This window comes from Xanthomonas euvesicatoria (genome assembly GCF_013112235.1).
GTDB lineage: Bacteria > Pseudomonadota > Gammaproteobacteria > Xanthomonadales > Xanthomonadaceae > Xanthomonas > Xanthomonas euvesicatoria.
Map to the genome: position 1 here is coordinate 819,598 of NZ_JABFFS010000001.1, position 15,485 is coordinate 835,082.

The 15,485-nt window shown below is 64.8% G+C and carries 13 protein-coding genes; 2 read left to right on the top strand and 11 right to left on the bottom strand.

Annotated features, from left to right (window positions below; all coding sequences use genetic code 11):
* Positions 1-13: 13 nt before the first annotated feature.
* The 8 genes from tssH to tssB all read right to left on the bottom strand — a co-directional run bounded on the left by tssH (position 14) and on the right by tssB (position 9,834).
* Positions 14-2,776: a type VI secretion system ATPase TssH gene (gene tssH, locus HLH45_RS03525; RefSeq protein ID WP_046933264.1), complete on the bottom strand. Its 2,763-nt coding sequence runs from the start codon at positions 2,774-2,776 to the stop codon at positions 14-16.
* 56 nt (positions 2,777-2,832) lie between these two features.
* On the bottom strand, positions 2,833-3,873 hold the full coding sequence (gene tssG, locus HLH45_RS03530) for a type VI secretion system baseplate subunit TssG (protein ID WP_008572548.1): 1,041 nt from the start codon (positions 3,871-3,873) through the stop codon (positions 2,833-2,835).
* On the bottom strand, positions 3,837-5,720 hold the full coding sequence (gene tssF, locus HLH45_RS03535; RefSeq protein ID WP_033478656.1) for a type VI secretion system baseplate subunit TssF: 1,884 nt from the start codon (positions 5,718-5,720) through the stop codon (positions 3,837-3,839). Before tssF ends, tssG begins: the two co-directional genes overlap by 37 nt.
* A 4-nt stretch (positions 5,721-5,724) precedes the next feature.
* Positions 5,725-6,228: a type VI secretion system baseplate subunit TssE gene (tssE, locus tag HLH45_RS03540; protein ID WP_008572544.1), complete on the bottom strand. Its 504-nt coding sequence runs from the start codon at positions 6,226-6,228 to the stop codon at positions 5,725-5,727.
* Positions 6,229-6,234: 6 nt separating this feature from the next.
* Positions 6,235-7,029: a type VI secretion system accessory protein TagJ gene (locus HLH45_RS03545; protein WP_008572543.1), complete on the bottom strand. Its 795-nt coding sequence runs from the start codon at positions 7,027-7,029 to the stop codon at positions 6,235-6,237.
* Positions 7,030-7,240: 211 nt separating this feature from the next.
* Positions 7,241-7,744 carry an Hcp family type VI secretion system effector gene (locus tag HLH45_RS03550; RefSeq protein WP_008572542.1) on the bottom strand — a complete coding sequence of 168 codons (504 nt, stop codon included), beginning with the start codon at positions 7,742-7,744 and terminating at the stop codon, positions 7,241-7,243.
* 82 nt (positions 7,745-7,826) lie between these two features.
* Positions 7,827-9,320 (bottom strand): type VI secretion system contractile sheath large subunit, encoded by a 1,494-nt coding sequence (gene tssC / locus HLH45_RS03555; RefSeq protein ID WP_008572541.1) that lies wholly within the window; start codon positions 9,318-9,320, stop codon positions 7,827-7,829.
* Between the two features lie 4 nt (positions 9,321-9,324).
* The gene (gene tssB / locus HLH45_RS03560; protein WP_008572540.1) at positions 9,325-9,834 is read right to left on the bottom strand and encodes a type VI secretion system contractile sheath small subunit; all 510 of its coding nucleotides are present in this window, start codon (positions 9,832-9,834) and stop codon (positions 9,325-9,327) included.
* Between the two features lie 313 nt (positions 9,835-10,147).
* On the opposite strand from tssB, the gene tagK reads away from it, so the two are divergent.
* Complete coding sequence (gene tagK, locus HLH45_RS03565; protein ID WP_008572538.1) at positions 10,148-10,819, top strand: transcriptional regulator TagK; 672 nt, start codon at positions 10,148-10,150, stop codon at positions 10,817-10,819.
* Positions 10,820-10,915: 96 nt separating this feature from the next.
* Here the strand turns inward: tagK and HLH45_RS03570 are convergent, their stop codons facing one another.
* Both HLH45_RS03570 and HLH45_RS03575 read right to left on the bottom strand, forming a co-directional pair.
* Positions 10,916-11,362 carry a universal stress protein gene (locus HLH45_RS03570; protein WP_008572535.1) on the bottom strand — a complete coding sequence of 149 codons (447 nt, stop codon included), beginning with the start codon at positions 11,360-11,362 and terminating at the stop codon, positions 10,916-10,918.
* Between the two features lie 250 nt (positions 11,363-11,612).
* Entirely contained in the window at positions 11,613-12,194 is a 582-nt protein-coding gene (locus tag HLH45_RS03575) for a sugar O-acetyltransferase (RefSeq protein WP_008572534.1), read from the bottom strand.
* Positions 12,195-12,643: 449 nt separating this feature from the next.
* Here HLH45_RS03575 and HLH45_RS03580 point away from each other — a divergent pair, with 449 nt between their 5' ends.
* Positions 12,644-12,868 carry a hypothetical protein gene (locus HLH45_RS03580; protein ID WP_033478655.1) on the top strand — a complete coding sequence of 75 codons (225 nt, stop codon included), beginning with the start codon at positions 12,644-12,646 and terminating at the stop codon, positions 12,866-12,868.
* Between the two features lie 182 nt (positions 12,869-13,050).
* Here HLH45_RS03580 and uvrD read toward each other — a convergent pair whose 3' ends face one another.
* On the bottom strand, positions 13,051-15,237 hold the full coding sequence (gene uvrD / locus HLH45_RS03585; protein WP_031424853.1) for a DNA helicase II: 2,187 nt from the start codon (positions 15,235-15,237) through the stop codon (positions 13,051-13,053).
* Between the last annotated feature and the right edge of the window lie 248 nt (positions 15,238-15,485).

The window sequence follows — 15,485 nt, forward strand, 5'->3', positions numbered from 1 at the left end:
GCGCCTGCGCCTGTCAGTGGAACAGGTACGAGAAGCCGTCTGGATTCGTGCTCATTCCTACGCCTCCGATGGATGCCTGGTGTGCAAGCCGCCCCAGGAATTCCCTCGACATCGCCGGCAACATCGAATTCGTCAAAATCGCATCGATCATCCGCCCACCCGATTCGCTTTCGGTGCACCGCGATACCACTAGCTCCACCACCGCATCGTCGTACTCGAACGGAATCCTGTAGCGCTCCTCGATGCGCTTCTTGATGCGGTTCAACTGCAGTCGCACGATCTGCCCGAGCATGGCGTTGCTCAGCGGGTAGTACGGAATGGCCACCAACCTGCCGAGCAATGCCGGCGGAAACACCTTCAACAACGGCTCGCGGATGGCCTTGGCCATTCCGTCCGGATCCGGCATCAGTTTCGGGTCCTTGCACAGGCTGGCGATCAGGTCGGTGCCCGCGTTGCTGGTGAGGATGATCAAGGTATTGCGGAAGTCGATGCGGCGGCCTTCGCCGTCTTCCATCCAGCCCTTGTCGAAGACCTGGAAGAACAGTTCGTGCACGTCCGGGTGGGCTTTTTCCACTTCGTCCAGCAACACGACCGAGTACGGCTTGCGTCGCACCGCTTCGGTGAGCACGCCGCCTTCGCCGTAGCCCACATAGCCCGGCGGTGCACCCTTGAGCGAGGAGACGGTATGCGCTTCCTGGTACTCGCTCATGTTGATGGTGATCAGATTTTGTTCGCCGCCGTACAAGGTTTCGGCCAGCGCGAGTGCGGTTTCGGTCTTGCCCACGCCGGAGGTGCCGGCCAGCAGGAACACGCCGATCGGTTTGTCCGGGTTGTCCAGACCGGCGCGGCTGGTCTGGATACGCTTGGCGATCATCTCCATGGCATGGTCTTGGCCGATCACGCGCTTGGCCAGCAGGTCGGGCAGGCGCAGCACGGTGTCGATCTCGTTGCGCGCCATGCGCCCGACCGGGATGCCGGTCCAGTCGGCGACCACGGCGGCAACCGCTTGGTAATCGACGGTGGGCAGGATCAGCGGCGATTCGCCTTGTAATGCTGCCAGTTCGGCCTGCACCAACTGCAGGCGCGCTAACAGCGTGTCGCGATCAACTTGCACCGGTGCGTCGAGCACGGCAGTGTCGCCAGACGCCGACTGCGCCACAGCGGCATCTGCGTCGGTGTCGGCCTCTGCTTCCAACGCACTGCCGGTGCCTTCCACCGATGAATTACCGCTACGCAGTTGTGCGCGCAACGACAACAGCTCGTCCACCAATGCCTTCTCGGCAACCCACCGCTGCTCCAGATCACGCAGGCGGCCGTGTTCGCTTTCCAGCAAGCCGGCACACGCAGCGGCGCGCTCATCCACCACGATGCCAATCGCACGCTCGCGTTCGATGATGGCGTGCTCGGTCTCCAGCGACTCGATGCGGCGGCGACTGTCGTCCACTTCCGCAGGCGTAGCGTGCAGGCTCACCGCCACGCGCGCGCAGGCGGTGTCGAGCAGGCTCACCGATTTGTCCGGCAGCTGCCGCGCCGGGATGTAGCGGTGACTGAGCTTGACCGCCGCTTCCAGCGCTTCGTCGAGGATCTGCACGCGGTGGTGCTGTTCCATCATCGAAGCGACGCCGCGCATCATGCGCACTGCCTTGGCTTCGTCCGGCTCGTCCACCTGCACGGCCTGGAAGCGCCGCGTCAGCGCGGGGTCTTTTTCGATGTACTTCTTGTACTCGGCAAACGTGGTCGCCCCCACGGTGCGCAAGGTGCCACGCGCCAGTGCGGGCTTGAGCAGGTTGGCCGCATCGCCGGTACCGGCCGCGCCACCGGCGCCGACCAGGGTGTGGGTTTCGTCGACAAACAAAATGATCGGCTTGGGGCTGGCCTGCACTTCGTCGATGACTGCGCGCAGGCGTTGCTCGAATTCGCCCTTCATGCTGGCGCCGGCCTGCAGCAGGCCCACATCCAGCGTGCGCAGCTGCACGTCCTTCAACGCGGGCGGCACATCGCCGCGCGCGATGCGTTGTGCGAAGCCTTCCACCACCGCGGTCTTACCGACACCGGCCTCGCCAACCAGGATCGGGTTGTTCTGGCGGCGGCGCATCAGGATATCGACGACCTGGCGGATCTCGTCGTCGCGGCCGATGATCGGGTCCAGCTTGCCCTCGCGTGCCTGTGCGGTGAGGTCGGTGGTGAATTTCTTCAGTGCTTCCTGCTTTCCCAGTGCGGCCGGCGCGATGGCGCCGCTAGCCTCCCCAGGTGCAGCGGTCTGACCGAGTGAGAAACCATCGCTGGGCAGCAAACCATCTTCCGGGGAGCCGGCCACGATCCGCGCAAAGTCTTCGCTGAGTACCGCGGGCTTGAGCTTGTCGAACTCCTTGGAGATCGCCAGTAATGCATTACGCAAACCGCGCACGCTCAGAATGCCAACCACCAGATAGCCGGTGCGCACCTGCGCTTCACCAAAACTCAGTGAGGCATACACCCAACCGCGCTCCACCGCTTCTTCGACATTGGCCGACAGGTCGGTGACGGCAGTGGAACCGCGCGGCAAGGCGTCCAGGGCCGACGTGACATCACGCGCCAGCGTGGAGGGGTTGAGCTGAAAGTGTTTGATGATGCGGTGCAGGTCCGAGTCCTGCAGCTGCAGCAACTGATGCAGCCAATGCACCAGCTCCACATACGGGTTGCCGCGCAGCTTGCAGAACACGGTGGCGCTTTCGATGCCGCGGTAGGCCAGCGGATTGAGCTTGCCGAACAGGGCACTGCGGGAGATCTCGGCCATGGTGCGTCCTTCGAAGTCGGTACGTTACGTGTGAGCGAAAGGTAGAGCGGTGTGCGTCAGCCCGATGGGCGCAGCAGCACCTCGTCGGCGTCGGCAATGCTCCAGGCGCGACGGCCGAGCCAGGTATCCAGGCCCAGCCGGCTATTGCGCGCAAGGTGCGGCGTGGGGACCTCGTCGGCCTTGAGCAACAGCTGCAGTTCCCAGCCGAATTCGTCGCCCAGATAGCTGCGCACCGCAGCGGTGAGTTGCCTGAGCGCCTGGCCGCCCGGAAGAAAGCGTTGAAACGCCAGGCGCGGCAGCGGCCCCAGGCAGATGCGCACGCGTTGCTGGGCGCCACGCACGTGTGCGCCCACCACGCTGTCCACGCCCAGCCGCGCGTTGCGCGGACCCAGACCAAGTTGCAGGTGCGCATCGGCCGGCAGGCGCATCCATTCGGTGATGAATTCCTGTACCTGCACCGGCCATTCGCACAACTGCTGCAGCAGGGCACGCAAGCCTTCCGGCGTGCGCGTGGCGGTGCCAAGACGGCCGGCGTAGTAACGACGTGCATCGTCCGGCAACGCGTCGCGGTCGCGCAGATGCGGGCTGGCGATGCCGACCAGTGCATCCAGCCAGGCACGGAACTGGTCGCTCGCCGGGCGCTCGGCCTGCACGCTGGGCTGTGCCTGCGCCCAGGCGCGGTAGAACAGGCTCAGCATGCGGTGGTGGAACACATCGGCAAATGCGGCAAAGGTGCCATCCTTGGCTTGCTGCGCACGCTCGATGGCGTATTCGGTCAGGTGCAAGGGCAATGGTGCATTGGGACCGAACAGGCCTAAAAACAGACCGTACAGCGCGGCAGGCTGATCGTGCGTTGCCGGTGTGTAGCGGTCCAGCGCATGGGGTGCGAATGCCAGTGATGGCGCATGCCGCAGCCGCAGCACATCGTCGCTGGCGCGCGTGGATTCACCCAGGCGTGGCTGCAGCGGATGGCAGCGCTCGATCGCGCGCAAGGCCGCGAACGGGCTGAAATCCTGTGGCCGGGTCTGCAGCGCCTGGGCCAGCGCCGCAGCCGCCGCGCTCACAGGCGCGGGCGCGTGCCGGGCTGGGCTGGCCATCGGGCCACCTCGTTGCGTTCGGTGGTGCGCAGCACGGTCTCGGTGAAGGAATTCACCGAGACATAGCGCGCGAAGAAGTGCCGCAGCACCGAAGCCAGCAGGAAGGCGCCGGTGCCTTCGAAGGCGGCGTCCTCGCAGGTCAGCGTGATCTCCAGGCCGCGACCGAAGGTGATCGGGCCAGGCACCGGGATACGCCGCACGATCGGTGTGCCGCTCACCTGCTTGACGCCTTCGATCTGCCGCTGCGCGGATGCGTCGAACGGGTCGCAGTACAAGGTGAGGATCTCGCGTAGCGCAGCGGCGCCGTCGGGGCCGTCTTCGAAGAGCGAGAGATAATTGAGCTGCAATTGGCTGAGCAGGCGCCACGCAGTCTGCCCATCCGACAACGCCGGGCGCGGCTTGGTCGGCCCGGCCACGCAGCGCACGCTCTGGACCGGCACGCCGCTGTCCATGGTGAAATCGGTGGTGCCCTTGCCTACCGGCATATGCAGCGGCAGATCGCGGTTGCTGCACCACAGTTGCAGCCCAAGCTGGCGCAGGCGCGTTCTGTGCGGCTGATCGTCGGCATCGACCAGGCTGACGAACACTTCGCTGCCCACATAACTCGACCGCGCGCCATCGCGGCGCTGGCGGGCCGATAGCATGCGCGGCTCGCGGCGCATGCTGTAGAACGCGCCATGCCGGGCATGCCAGGTGCGTGCGTCGCCACCATAGAACGGCGCGAAGCGTTGCTCCGGCTCCTGACGATCGCCGAAGCCTTCCACTTCGCCCAAATGATGGATCTCGAAATCCATCGGCCGGGTGCGGTCGGCCAGCACGTGGTATTCGTGCAGGCCGGCGTGCAGATGGATGCGATCGGCACGCCGTGGGAACAGATTGATTGCCGGGGTGCAGAACAATTTGAAATGCTCGGCGCCCACTGCCGCAGCCAGGCTCGGCAGGCTGCGTTGCAGCAACACCACCACCTCGAAGCTGCTGCCGTGCAACCGCCGCAATGGCGCGCGTAGCCCGGTGAGTTCTGCGAACAGAAAGCGCTCCGGACAGGCGAAGTATTCCTGCAGCAGGCGGTAGCCACTGAACGAACGGCCGTCGTAGGGAATCAATGCATCGTCGTCGGCAAAGCCGCGCATCTGCACGGTATCGGCGCCCAGCGTCATCTCCAGCGTGCCACCGCTGGCATTGCTGCCACGCACCACCACCGCAGTGGTGTCGGCATGCAGCTGTTCGTACAACCGCTTGGGCAAGCCGTCGGCGCCGGCCAGGAATAGCGGCAGCCGATCCAGCGCCAGCGCGTGCGTCTGCGCGCCACCCACCAGCTCAAAGCGCAGACGCACGCCGGCACGCACCACGCGCCCGGGCGGCAAGGCGATGCCGGCAGCCGCCACTGCGGCCGGCGATTCAAGATACTTGGCCTCGGCCAGCTGCAACGGCCACAAGCTCACTGCATGCGCGGTGCGAAATTCGCAGGCGGTGCGCTCGCCCGGGCCGACCAGGCTGCGCAGCGCGCTTTGCCGCGGCACCACCACGCCTGCTGCCAGCCCGCTGTCTTTCAGATCCGGCTGCAACTGCACCACCGCCATCGACGGCAACGGTGCCAGATAATGCGGGTAGACCATCTCCAGCAGGTGCTGGGTGAACACCGGGTATTGCGCGTCCAGCTTGAGTTGCACGCGCGCGGCCAGGAACGCGAAGCCTTCCAGCAACCGCTCGACATACGGGTCGGCACATTCGAACGCGTCCAGACCGAGCCGCCCGGCGATCTTGGGATACTCGCGCGCGAACTCGGCGCCCATGTCGCGCACGTGCTGCAATTCGCGGGTGTAGTACGGCAGCAGGCGCGGGTCCATGGCGTCAGCCGTGCCCTTCGACGACATCGAGCCGCCCGGTTTCCAGGTCCAGCGCGGTCTTCAGATACAGATTCAACGGCAGCGGTTGCGCCCACATCTCCGATTCGATGGTGAACAGCAGCGAGCGCCGGTCCATGCGTGCGGCATCGGCATGCACACTGACGCGCAGCGTCTCGGGTATCAGCCGCGGTTCGAAGGCCAGAATCGCCTCGCGGATGCGCTGTTGCAGCGCTGCCGCATCGATGCCGGCCACTGCAACACCGGCCAGGTCCGGGATGCCGTAATTCAGCACCGAGCTGCGCACCTGCGGGTGCGCTTCCAGCGGGCGGCTGGTTTCCAGATTTACGGCATTGAGCAACCACGACAGATCGCGGATCACGCATTCGCGCAGGCGCGTGGCCGAGATCACGCGTTGCTCGCGGCTCTCTTCGCGCTGGCTGGGCGCGGCATCGGTGAGCCGGTCCAGTAGCGAAGGCTGCAAGCGTTCGGTGGTGGTGAGTTCGGCCATGGCGCGTCAGCCCGCGTCGAACTGCACGTCACGCACATCGAGCAGCGCAATCTCGTGCGACTCCGTGCTCCACATGCGCTGGCCCAGGCCGATTTCGCCTTGCGCACCATGCGTCCATTCGGTGCGGCGCGCCAGTTGCAGCTCGCCGGCATCCAGGTGCTCGCTGCCGGGGTAACGCACCGGCAGGTAGCCGAAGGCCTGGCCGCCGTTGCGCCATAGCACGCTCACGGGCGCCCACACGGTGTCGCGCAGATCCAGCGGCGCTTGCATGCGTAACTGCTGGATGTGGCTGAGCGGTGCCCAGGCGTAGCCGCTGTCGAGCATGAGCTCGATGCAGGGTCCGAAACGGGTATCGGCATCTGCAAGCCACTGGAAGCGTTCGCCATCGAGCACGCCGGCACTGGCCGGTGCCAACTCGAACGCTTGCGTCCGCAACGCAGCTGCTTGTTCGCCATGCCCTTGCGCCGACAGTTGCAGCGCGTGTAGATGGATCGCCAGCCACTCGGCCGGTTCGCCAATCACATGCGGTAGCCGCGTGCCGGCAAACACCTCGGCGCGCGTCTGTTCGCCCTGCAGCACTGCAAGGTACGTCTGCACCAAGGGCAGCGTGGCGGCATCCAGTTCAGCGCAGGCGCGCAGCTGGTCTGCGGCGCGCGACCACTGGCCGAGGACGGCCAGCAACTGAAACAGGAACACGCGCTGCGCTGCATCGGCCGGTTGCCGGCGCACCTGCTGGATCAGTTGCTGCAACGCCTGCGCCGGCTCGCCTTGGGCAAGCAGGGTCTGTGCGGTGGCATCCATCGCGTGGTTCCTTGTCGAAGAAGGTGGCGGTGCCGTGCGCGGCACCGCCCGTCATTGCATTGCCGCCATCGGAGGCAGCCAACGTCACAGCGCCAACATCCGCTGGGCGGCTGGGGCGGCGCAGCGCGCGCGTCTACACGCGTGCTGCATGCCGCACTGCCTCGCCAAACTCTCCTGCGTGGCGAAGGCGTCGTGGTTGCCTGCGTTCGTGTTAGGCCTTGGCCACACCCTGGATGTCGTAGGTGAATTCCTTCGCGCCACCCTGGGCGGCACCCTTGTCGTCCTGCGGCTGGAAGCCGTACTTGAACTTGCCGAAGTGCAGCGTCACGTTTTCGGTCAGGCGGTCTTCGCCGCCGGAACCGCCGGTCGACAACGAGGTAATCAGCACGCCTTCGCTCAATTCCAGGGTGAGAAAGTCGCTCTGCTCGCCAGTGGCATTGGTGACGTACAGCCAGGCGTTTTCCACACGTGCCCCGGTGCATACCGCATCGAGCAATGCGTTGGAGCAACCATCCACGTACTTGGTGATGGAGATGTCCTGGATATGCGCCTTGCCACCACTGGCCGAGCCGCCACCGGTGTGCAGGTCGCCGGAATTGCTCGCGCCCCAAGACCAGGCCAGGATCGGAATTTCGCCCTTGTGCTTCTTGTGGTTGGACGCGCCTTCGATCTTGACCTTGCCGCTGCCGAACTTGATGTGCATGTCGAACGCCATGGAACTGCTCCTTCAATGAGAGTGACAACACGAGGTGGCGCGACGCGCATTCGCGTCGTGCCCGTGACGCGAATGCGTCGGATCAGGCCTTGGCGGCCGAGGGAAGGCGCGAGACCAACCGCAACGACACGGTCAGGCCCTCCAGCTGGTAATGCGGCTTGAGGAAGAACTTGGAGCTGTAATAGCCCGGCGCGCCTTCCACTTCTTCCACCACCACCTCGGCGGCAGCCAGCGGCTTGCGCGCCTTGGTTTCTTCGCTTGAGTTGGACGGGTCGCCGTCGATGTACTGGGTGACCCAACGCGTCAGCCAGCTCTGCATCTGTTCGCGATCGGAGAACGAACCGATCTTGTCGCGCACGATGCACTTGAGGTAATGCGCAAAGCGGCAGCACGCGAACATGTAGGGCAGGCGCGCGCCCAACGCTGCGTTGGCGGTGGCATCCGGGTCGTCGTATTCGTCGGGCTTGTTGAGCGACTGCGCGCTGATGAAGGCGGCCATGTCCGAGTTCTTGCGATGCACCAGCGGCATCAGACCCATCTTGTCCAATTCGGCAGAGCGGCGGTCGGTGATTGCCACTTCGGTCGGGCACTTCATGTCCACGCCACCGTCGTCGGTGGGGAAGGTGTGGGTGGGCAAGCCTTCCACTGCGCCGCCGGATTCGATACCGCGAATGCGCGAGCACCAGCCGTACTGCTTGAACGAGCGATTGATGTTCACTGCCATCGCATAGGCAGCGTTCTGCCAGGTGTACTTGGACGAGTCAGCGCCGGCAGTGTCTTCTTCGAAATCGAATTCATCCACCGGGCTGGTGGCCGCGCCGTAAGGCAGACGCGACAGCGTGCGCGGCATGGCCAGGCCGATGTACTTGGAATCTTCCGATTCGCGCAGCGAGCGCCATGCGGCGTAATCGGGCGTGGAGAAAATCTTCGCCAGGTCGCGCGGGTTGGAGAGCTCGCTCCAGTTGTCCATGCCCATCAACTTGGGCGCGGCCGCGGCAATGAACGGTGCATGCGCGGCAGCAGCCACCTGCGCCATGCCGTTGAGCAGTTCCACATCCGGCGGGCTTTGGTCGAAATAGTAATCGCCGACCAGGCAGCCATACGGTTCGCCACCGAGCTGGCCGTATTCCTGCTCGTAGACCTTCTTGAAGATGGGGCTCTGGTCCCAGGCGGTGCCCTTGTAGCGCTTGAGCACCTTGCCCAGTTCCTTCTTGCTGATGTTCAGCACGCGGATCTTGAGCTGCTGGTCGGTCTCGGTGTTGTTGACCAGGTAATGCAGGCCGCGCCAGGCGCCTTCGAGCTGCTGCAGATCGGCGTGATGCAGGATCTGGTTGAGCTGCTCGGTGAGGGCACGATCGATCTCGGCGATATAGGCCTTGATGGTCTGCGACACGTCTTCGCTGACCACATCGCTGCGGTTGAGCACCTGCTCGGCCAGCGTGCGCACGGCCGATTCCACTTCTTCCTTGGCGCGTTCGCTCTTGGGGCGGAACTCGCGATTGAGCAGCGCGGCAAAGTCGCCCTGTTCGGTTGTTTCGGTGCTACTGGTGGCCAGTGCGGCTTCGGTCGCGGACATGGCGTCAGGCTCCTTCCGGTTCGGAGGCAGGCTTGGCGGCCGACACCAGCGACTGCAGCAACGCCGGGTCGCGGATGGCGTTGGCAATCAGCTGCTCTGCACCGGCCTTGCCGTCCATGTAGGTGTCCAGGTTGGCCAGCTGCGTGCGCGCTTCCAGCAGCTTGGCCAGCGGCGCAACCTTGCGCGCGATGGCGGCCGGCGAAAAATCGTCCATGCTTTCGAAGGTGATATCCACCGCCAGCTCGCCTTCGCCGGTGAGCGTGTTGGGCACCTTGAATTGCGCGCGCGGCCGCATCGACTGCAGGCGGCTGTCGAAGTTGTCGACGTCGATCTCCAGTGCCTTGCGCTCATCCAGCGAGGGCAGCTCACCGGCATTGGCGCCGGACAGATCGGACATCACCCCCATCACGAACGGAATCTGCACCTTCTTCTGCGCGCCGTAGACCTCCACGTCGTATTCGATCTGCACCCGTGGCGCCCGATTGCGGGCAATGAACTTCTGACTGCTGGCCATGCCTGATCTCCGATTGAGCTTGCCCGTTGCGCCAGCGTGCGGTGCACGTGCGCTGCCATGTGGCTTGGATGTCGCCGGCCCGGCGGAATGCCTGCAGCCTGCGTGCAACGCCGCTGCCGCGGGCTAGCCCGCAACCGCCGTGCACCACGCGGACCGAAGCGGCAGGCCGTGCGATGACGCTTCCTCAGCGCTGCGGCGAGGATAGAAATGCGCCCGTGGGCTCACCCGACAAATCGTCTCAATCGCCGCGATCGTGCGCAGGCAGGTACGGATGCGTGATCCAGCGCCGACTTTGTGAAAGAGGCGTGATGGGTTGGCGCTGCTTTTCTCGGTTGACCAGGGGACAGGCCCCGGGGAGTGGGCCGCAGGCAGCATCCGCATGAGCAGCACCGGTTACTACAGCGCCATCGTTCCGCACGTATCCACGGCCGGGGAGGCACACACGCCGCTGATGATCGACCTGCTGGCGTATATCGAGCAGCACATCGGCGAAGCGGAGTTGGGCACCGAGTCGTTGCAGCACGCGTTCGCGTTATCGCGCGCATCGCTGTACCGCCTGTTCCAGTCGCGCGGCGGCGTGGCCAGCTATATCCGCGAGCAGCGGCTAAGCACCGCACACCGCTACCTGCAGGCCTATCCGGACTGCAGCCTGACCTGGTTGCTCTACGAGATGGGCTTTGCGTCCGAGCGTCAGTTTCAGCGCGCGTTTCAGCAGCGCTTCGGCATGCCGCCCATGCAGTGGCGTCGCCAGTGCCGCGCTGCGCCGCATCTTCCTGCACCACGGCGTGGTCACTACGTGCCGATGTGGCGCTTCATGCGCGAACTGAGCCAGCACGTACAACCCGAGTACGCATCCATGCGCAGCGGTGCAGCCACACCCACGCACGGCTCTCCGCTGGTGCATACCGAAGCACTGCGCCGGCTCGCCCGACCGGTCCGGCGCTTTGCGGCACAACTGGAGCCGATGGAGAGCGAAGTACCTTGAGTTGCGTAGGAGCGCGCCTGGGCACGAGGTGCATGACCTGGGCGCCACATCGCGCCCAGGTACGCGCCCAGGTGAGGCAAGGCACTGGCATCGGCATCAGCGAATGACCAGTACCGGAATCGCACTGTGGGTCAGCACTTCCACCGTCTGGCTGCCGAGCAGCATGCGCTGCATCCCGCGGCGGCCGTGCGAGGTCATGATGATCAGATCGCTGTTGCAGTCCTTGGCGGTCTGCACGATGCCCTCGGCCGCGAAACGATCCAGCACATGCCGCGGCGTGGCCTTGATGTTGGCAGCGGCGGCCAACTCCAGCGCCGGGCGCAGGATCTTTTCGGCGGCCGCTTCGCGCTCTTTGCGGTATTCGGGGCTGGCCTCGTAGCCCACGCTCCAGCCCATTGCGTCGTACATGCCCATCGCCCACGGCTCGGACACGGTGACGATATCCACTTTCGCACCGGTCGCCTTGGCCAGCTCCAGGCCTTGAAACAGGCCGCGATGCGACAGCTCGGACGCATCAATGGCGATCAGGATTCGTTTGTACATGATGACCTCCCGGATGGACCGGCAGCGGCGCCGGCGATTTGAGATTGACAGCACTCAACAACGCAGACCTTGATACAAATCAATCTTGCACGTCACGGACTGTAGCGCTTCAAGCCGCTCATCTGGCTGACGAGCAACCATCACCTCGGCGCCAGTAACGCGCTCAAAACTGCCCTGTTTGCGTATGAGCTGCATTGCGCAGCGGCCACGTCCGCCTAACAGCTTCGGTCGCGGCGCTTCTTGGTTGCCTTCAGTCGGTGGGCGCTTCATCGGCAGCACCCCGGGGTACGCGCACGCGCGCCGGATTGCCCACGGCGGTCGCGCCGGCCGGCACATCGCGCGTGACCACCGCACCGGCACCGATCACTGCGTCGTCGCCAATGCTGACGCCCGGCAGGATGATCGCCCCGCCACCGATCCACACATTGCGCCCGACGCGAATCGGCCGTCCGAACTCCAGCCCGCTGGCGCGTCCGGCCGCATCGCGCGGATGATCGGCAGCGTAGAACTGCACGGCGGGCCCCACCTGCGTGCCTTCGCCGATATGCACCTGACAGATATCCAGAATCACGCAATTGAAATTGAGGAACACGCCCGCGCCCAGATGGATGTTGTAGCCGTAATCGCAATGAAATGGCGGCCGGATCACCGCACCGGCACCCACCTCGGCGAGCCGCTCGACCAGCAATGCATGCCGCTGTGTGGATGGCTGCGCGCCAGTGGCGTTGTAGCGCTCCATCCACGCCGCAGCCGCCGCTTGATCGGCCTGCAGTTGCGCATCGGTGGCGTTGTAGAGCTCGCCTGCCAGCATCTTCTGTTTTTCGGTTTGCATGCCGCCGGGTACCTGTGCAATGAACTGCTGACAGGGTGGCATGGATGCAGCGCGCTACGCATCGAGCGATGCACCAATAGCCCCGATTGCCGGCTCAAAGTGGCTTACAGAACCTCACGATCTGCCTATTCGCCAAAGCGATTGGCGCGCTCACCACCGGAAACCGCCAATGGGAGTTCGAGCACCGGCCTCACCCGCGAGGTGACTGTGTCGCCATTCCACCGCTTGTCGCATCCGTTGCAATGCCGCGGCGCCAGCATCGATACTCCAGGCCGTGCCCTTCCGGTGCGACCACGTTCAAGGATGACGTCATGACACGATTTGTAGCAGCCTGCGTTGCGTTCTTGCTGTGGGCATGCCTCAGCACACCTGCACACGCAACCACCTCACTTTCTTTTGAAGAGAGTGGCTACTCCATCCTGTTCGAAATCGGGCACGACACCCGACCAGTGATCGCCAGTCTTCGTTTCAATGCACCTGGCGACAGCGCGGGCATCTGGTTGCAAGGCAATTTCCAGGTCACGACGTTCGATACCAAACGCAGAATCCTGCGCCTGATTTACACAGGCGACGACACGCGCGTGCCGCCCTTTACCCTGGTCGTGCTCGCCAACAAGTCGACACTGGCCGTGAACGGCAAGCAGATCAACTCAAGCTTCAGCTGGGAAATGTAGGCGCGCAACAGCGCAGCGGAGGCGACGCTTCATCCATCGATCATCTGTCACGGATGGTCATGCGATCTCGCTCGACGTATGAGGTGCAGCAGCGGCCGGCTCTGCTTGCTGCACGCACAATGCAACGGCACGACGCCCTCGCCTGCTGAACAACGCGCAATCGCTGACGAGTGCCGAGCCGCCTACACCACAGTCAGATTGGCGTAGGCCATCACCAGCCACTTGGCGCCGACCTCATCGAACTGCACCTGCACGCGCGCATGCGCGCCAGCGCCTTCGTAATCGACTACCACGCCGCCGCCGAACTTGGGGTGTTCGACATTGGCGCCGAGCTTGATCGGCGCGGTCTCCACGATGCCATGCACCGGGCCGCCGCGCGCCGCGCCCAGCGATGCAGTGCGCGAAACCTGCACCTTGGGGCGTACTTCGTTGAGCAGGTCGCGCGGAATCTCGCGCAGGAAGCGCGAGGGCACGTTGTAGTTGTCCTGGCCGTGGATGCGGCGTGATTCGGCGTAGCACAGCACCAGCTTCTGCCGCGCGCGGGTGATGCCCACGTACGCCAGGCGACGCTCCTCTTCCAGCCGCCCGCTCTCTTCCAACGAGCGCGCGCTGGGGAACAGGCCGTCTTCCAGACCGACCAGGAACACGATGGGGAACTCCAGGCCCTTGGCCGAATGCAGCGTCATCAGCTGCACGCCTTCCTCGCCAGCCTGGGCCTGGCCTTCGCCGGCCTCCAGCGAGGCATAGGCCAGGAAGGCGACCAGCTCGGTCATGCCCTGGCTGTCTTCGTCATCGGGGCGGGTGAAGCGCGAGGCGACCGACACCAGTTCGTCCAGGTTCTCGGTACGCGATTCCGAATCCAGCCCGCCACGGCTTTCCTTGGCCCAATGCTCGCGCAGACCCGAGCGCATCAGCACATGGTCGATGCGTTCGGCCAGTTCCATCTGTCCGGTTTCGGCATGCAGCTGGCCGATCAGGCTGAGGAAGCTGGCCAGGGCATTGCGTGCGCGTGCGGCCAGCGTGTTCTGCTGCGTGCACAACATGGCCGCTTCCCACAACGACAGCGCACTGGCACGCGCCAGCCGGCGCACCTCATCCAGCGTCCGGTCGCCAATGCCACGCGTGGGCGTGTTGACCGCGCGTTCGAAGGCCGCGTCGTCGCTGCGGTTGGTGAGCAGGCGCAAATAAGCCAACGCGTCCTTGATTTCGGCACGTTCGAAGAAGCGCATACCGCCATACACGCGGTACGGCAACTGCTCGGAAATCAGCGCTTCTTCCAGCGCGCGCGATTGCGCATTGCTGCGGTAGAGCACCGCCACTTCGCCATAACTGCCGCCGTCGCGCACCCACTGCCGTGCACGCTCGACCACATAACGCGCCTCGTCCACTTCGTTGTAGGCCGCATACAGATCGATCGGGTCGCCATCGCCGGAATCGGTCCACAGCTGCTTGCCGATGCGGTCCGGATTGTGCGCGATCACCGCATTGGCCGCGCCCAGGATATTGGCGCTGGAGCGGTAGTTCTGCTCCAGCCGCACGGTCTGCGCGCCGGGGAAATCTTTGAGAAAACGCTGGACATTCTCGACCTTGGCACCGCGCCAGCCGTAGATGGCCTGGTCGTCGTCACCCACCACGAATACATTGCCCGATTCGCCGGCCAGCACGCGCACGAAGGCGTACTGGATGGCGTTGGTGTCCTGGAACTCGTCGACCAGAATCTCGCGGAAGCGCGCACGGTAATGCGCCAGCAAGGCCGGGGTGTCGCGCAGCAATTCGTGCGCGCGCAGCAGCAACTCGGCGAAATCCAGCAGCCCGGAACGGTCGCAGCGTTCCTGATAAGCCGCATACACCTGCCGGCGCACTTCGGTCCAATCGTCGTTGGGCTCGGGCTGGATATGCTGCGGACGGCGGCCCTCATCCTTCTGCTCGTTGATCCACCAGCTCATCTGCTTGGGCGGATACTTGCTCTCGTCCAGCTCCAGCGCCTGCACCACGCGCTTGACCAACCGCAACTGGTCGTCGCTGTCCATGACCTGGAAGCCTTCCGGCAACCGCGCGTCCTGCCAATGCAGACGCAACAGGCGATGGGCCAGCCCGTGAAATGTACCGATCCACATCCCGCGGCTGCCATTGCGCAGCTGCAGGTCGGTGCGGTGACGCATTTCGCCGGCCGCCTTGTTGGTGAAGGTCACCGCGAAGATGCCGTGGTTGGGCACGCCCTGGACTTCGTTGAGCCAGGCGATGCGATGGATCAGCACGCGCGTCTTGCCGGAGCCGGCGCCGGCCAGCACGAGGTAATGCCCCGGCGGCGCAGAAACGGCCTCGCGCTGGGCGGGGTTTAAATGATCGAGCAAATGAGAGACATCCACCGGCGCATTTTACCGGTTGTGGCGTCGCTGCGGCTGAGATTGCGATGAAGCGGTTTGGGAAGAGGGCCTTCCTGGACATGTCAGCATCGAGCAGGGACTGCACTCGCCCCTCTCCCCTCGGGGAGAGAAGGCACGGCTTACGTGCCGAAGGCGCGCGTGCCTTTGAGCGGCCGCGCCGCTGGCGCGGGCTGGGCGCGGAGCGGGGATTGGGGTGAGGGTACGGGGCGAAGCCACTACGAGTGATGGGT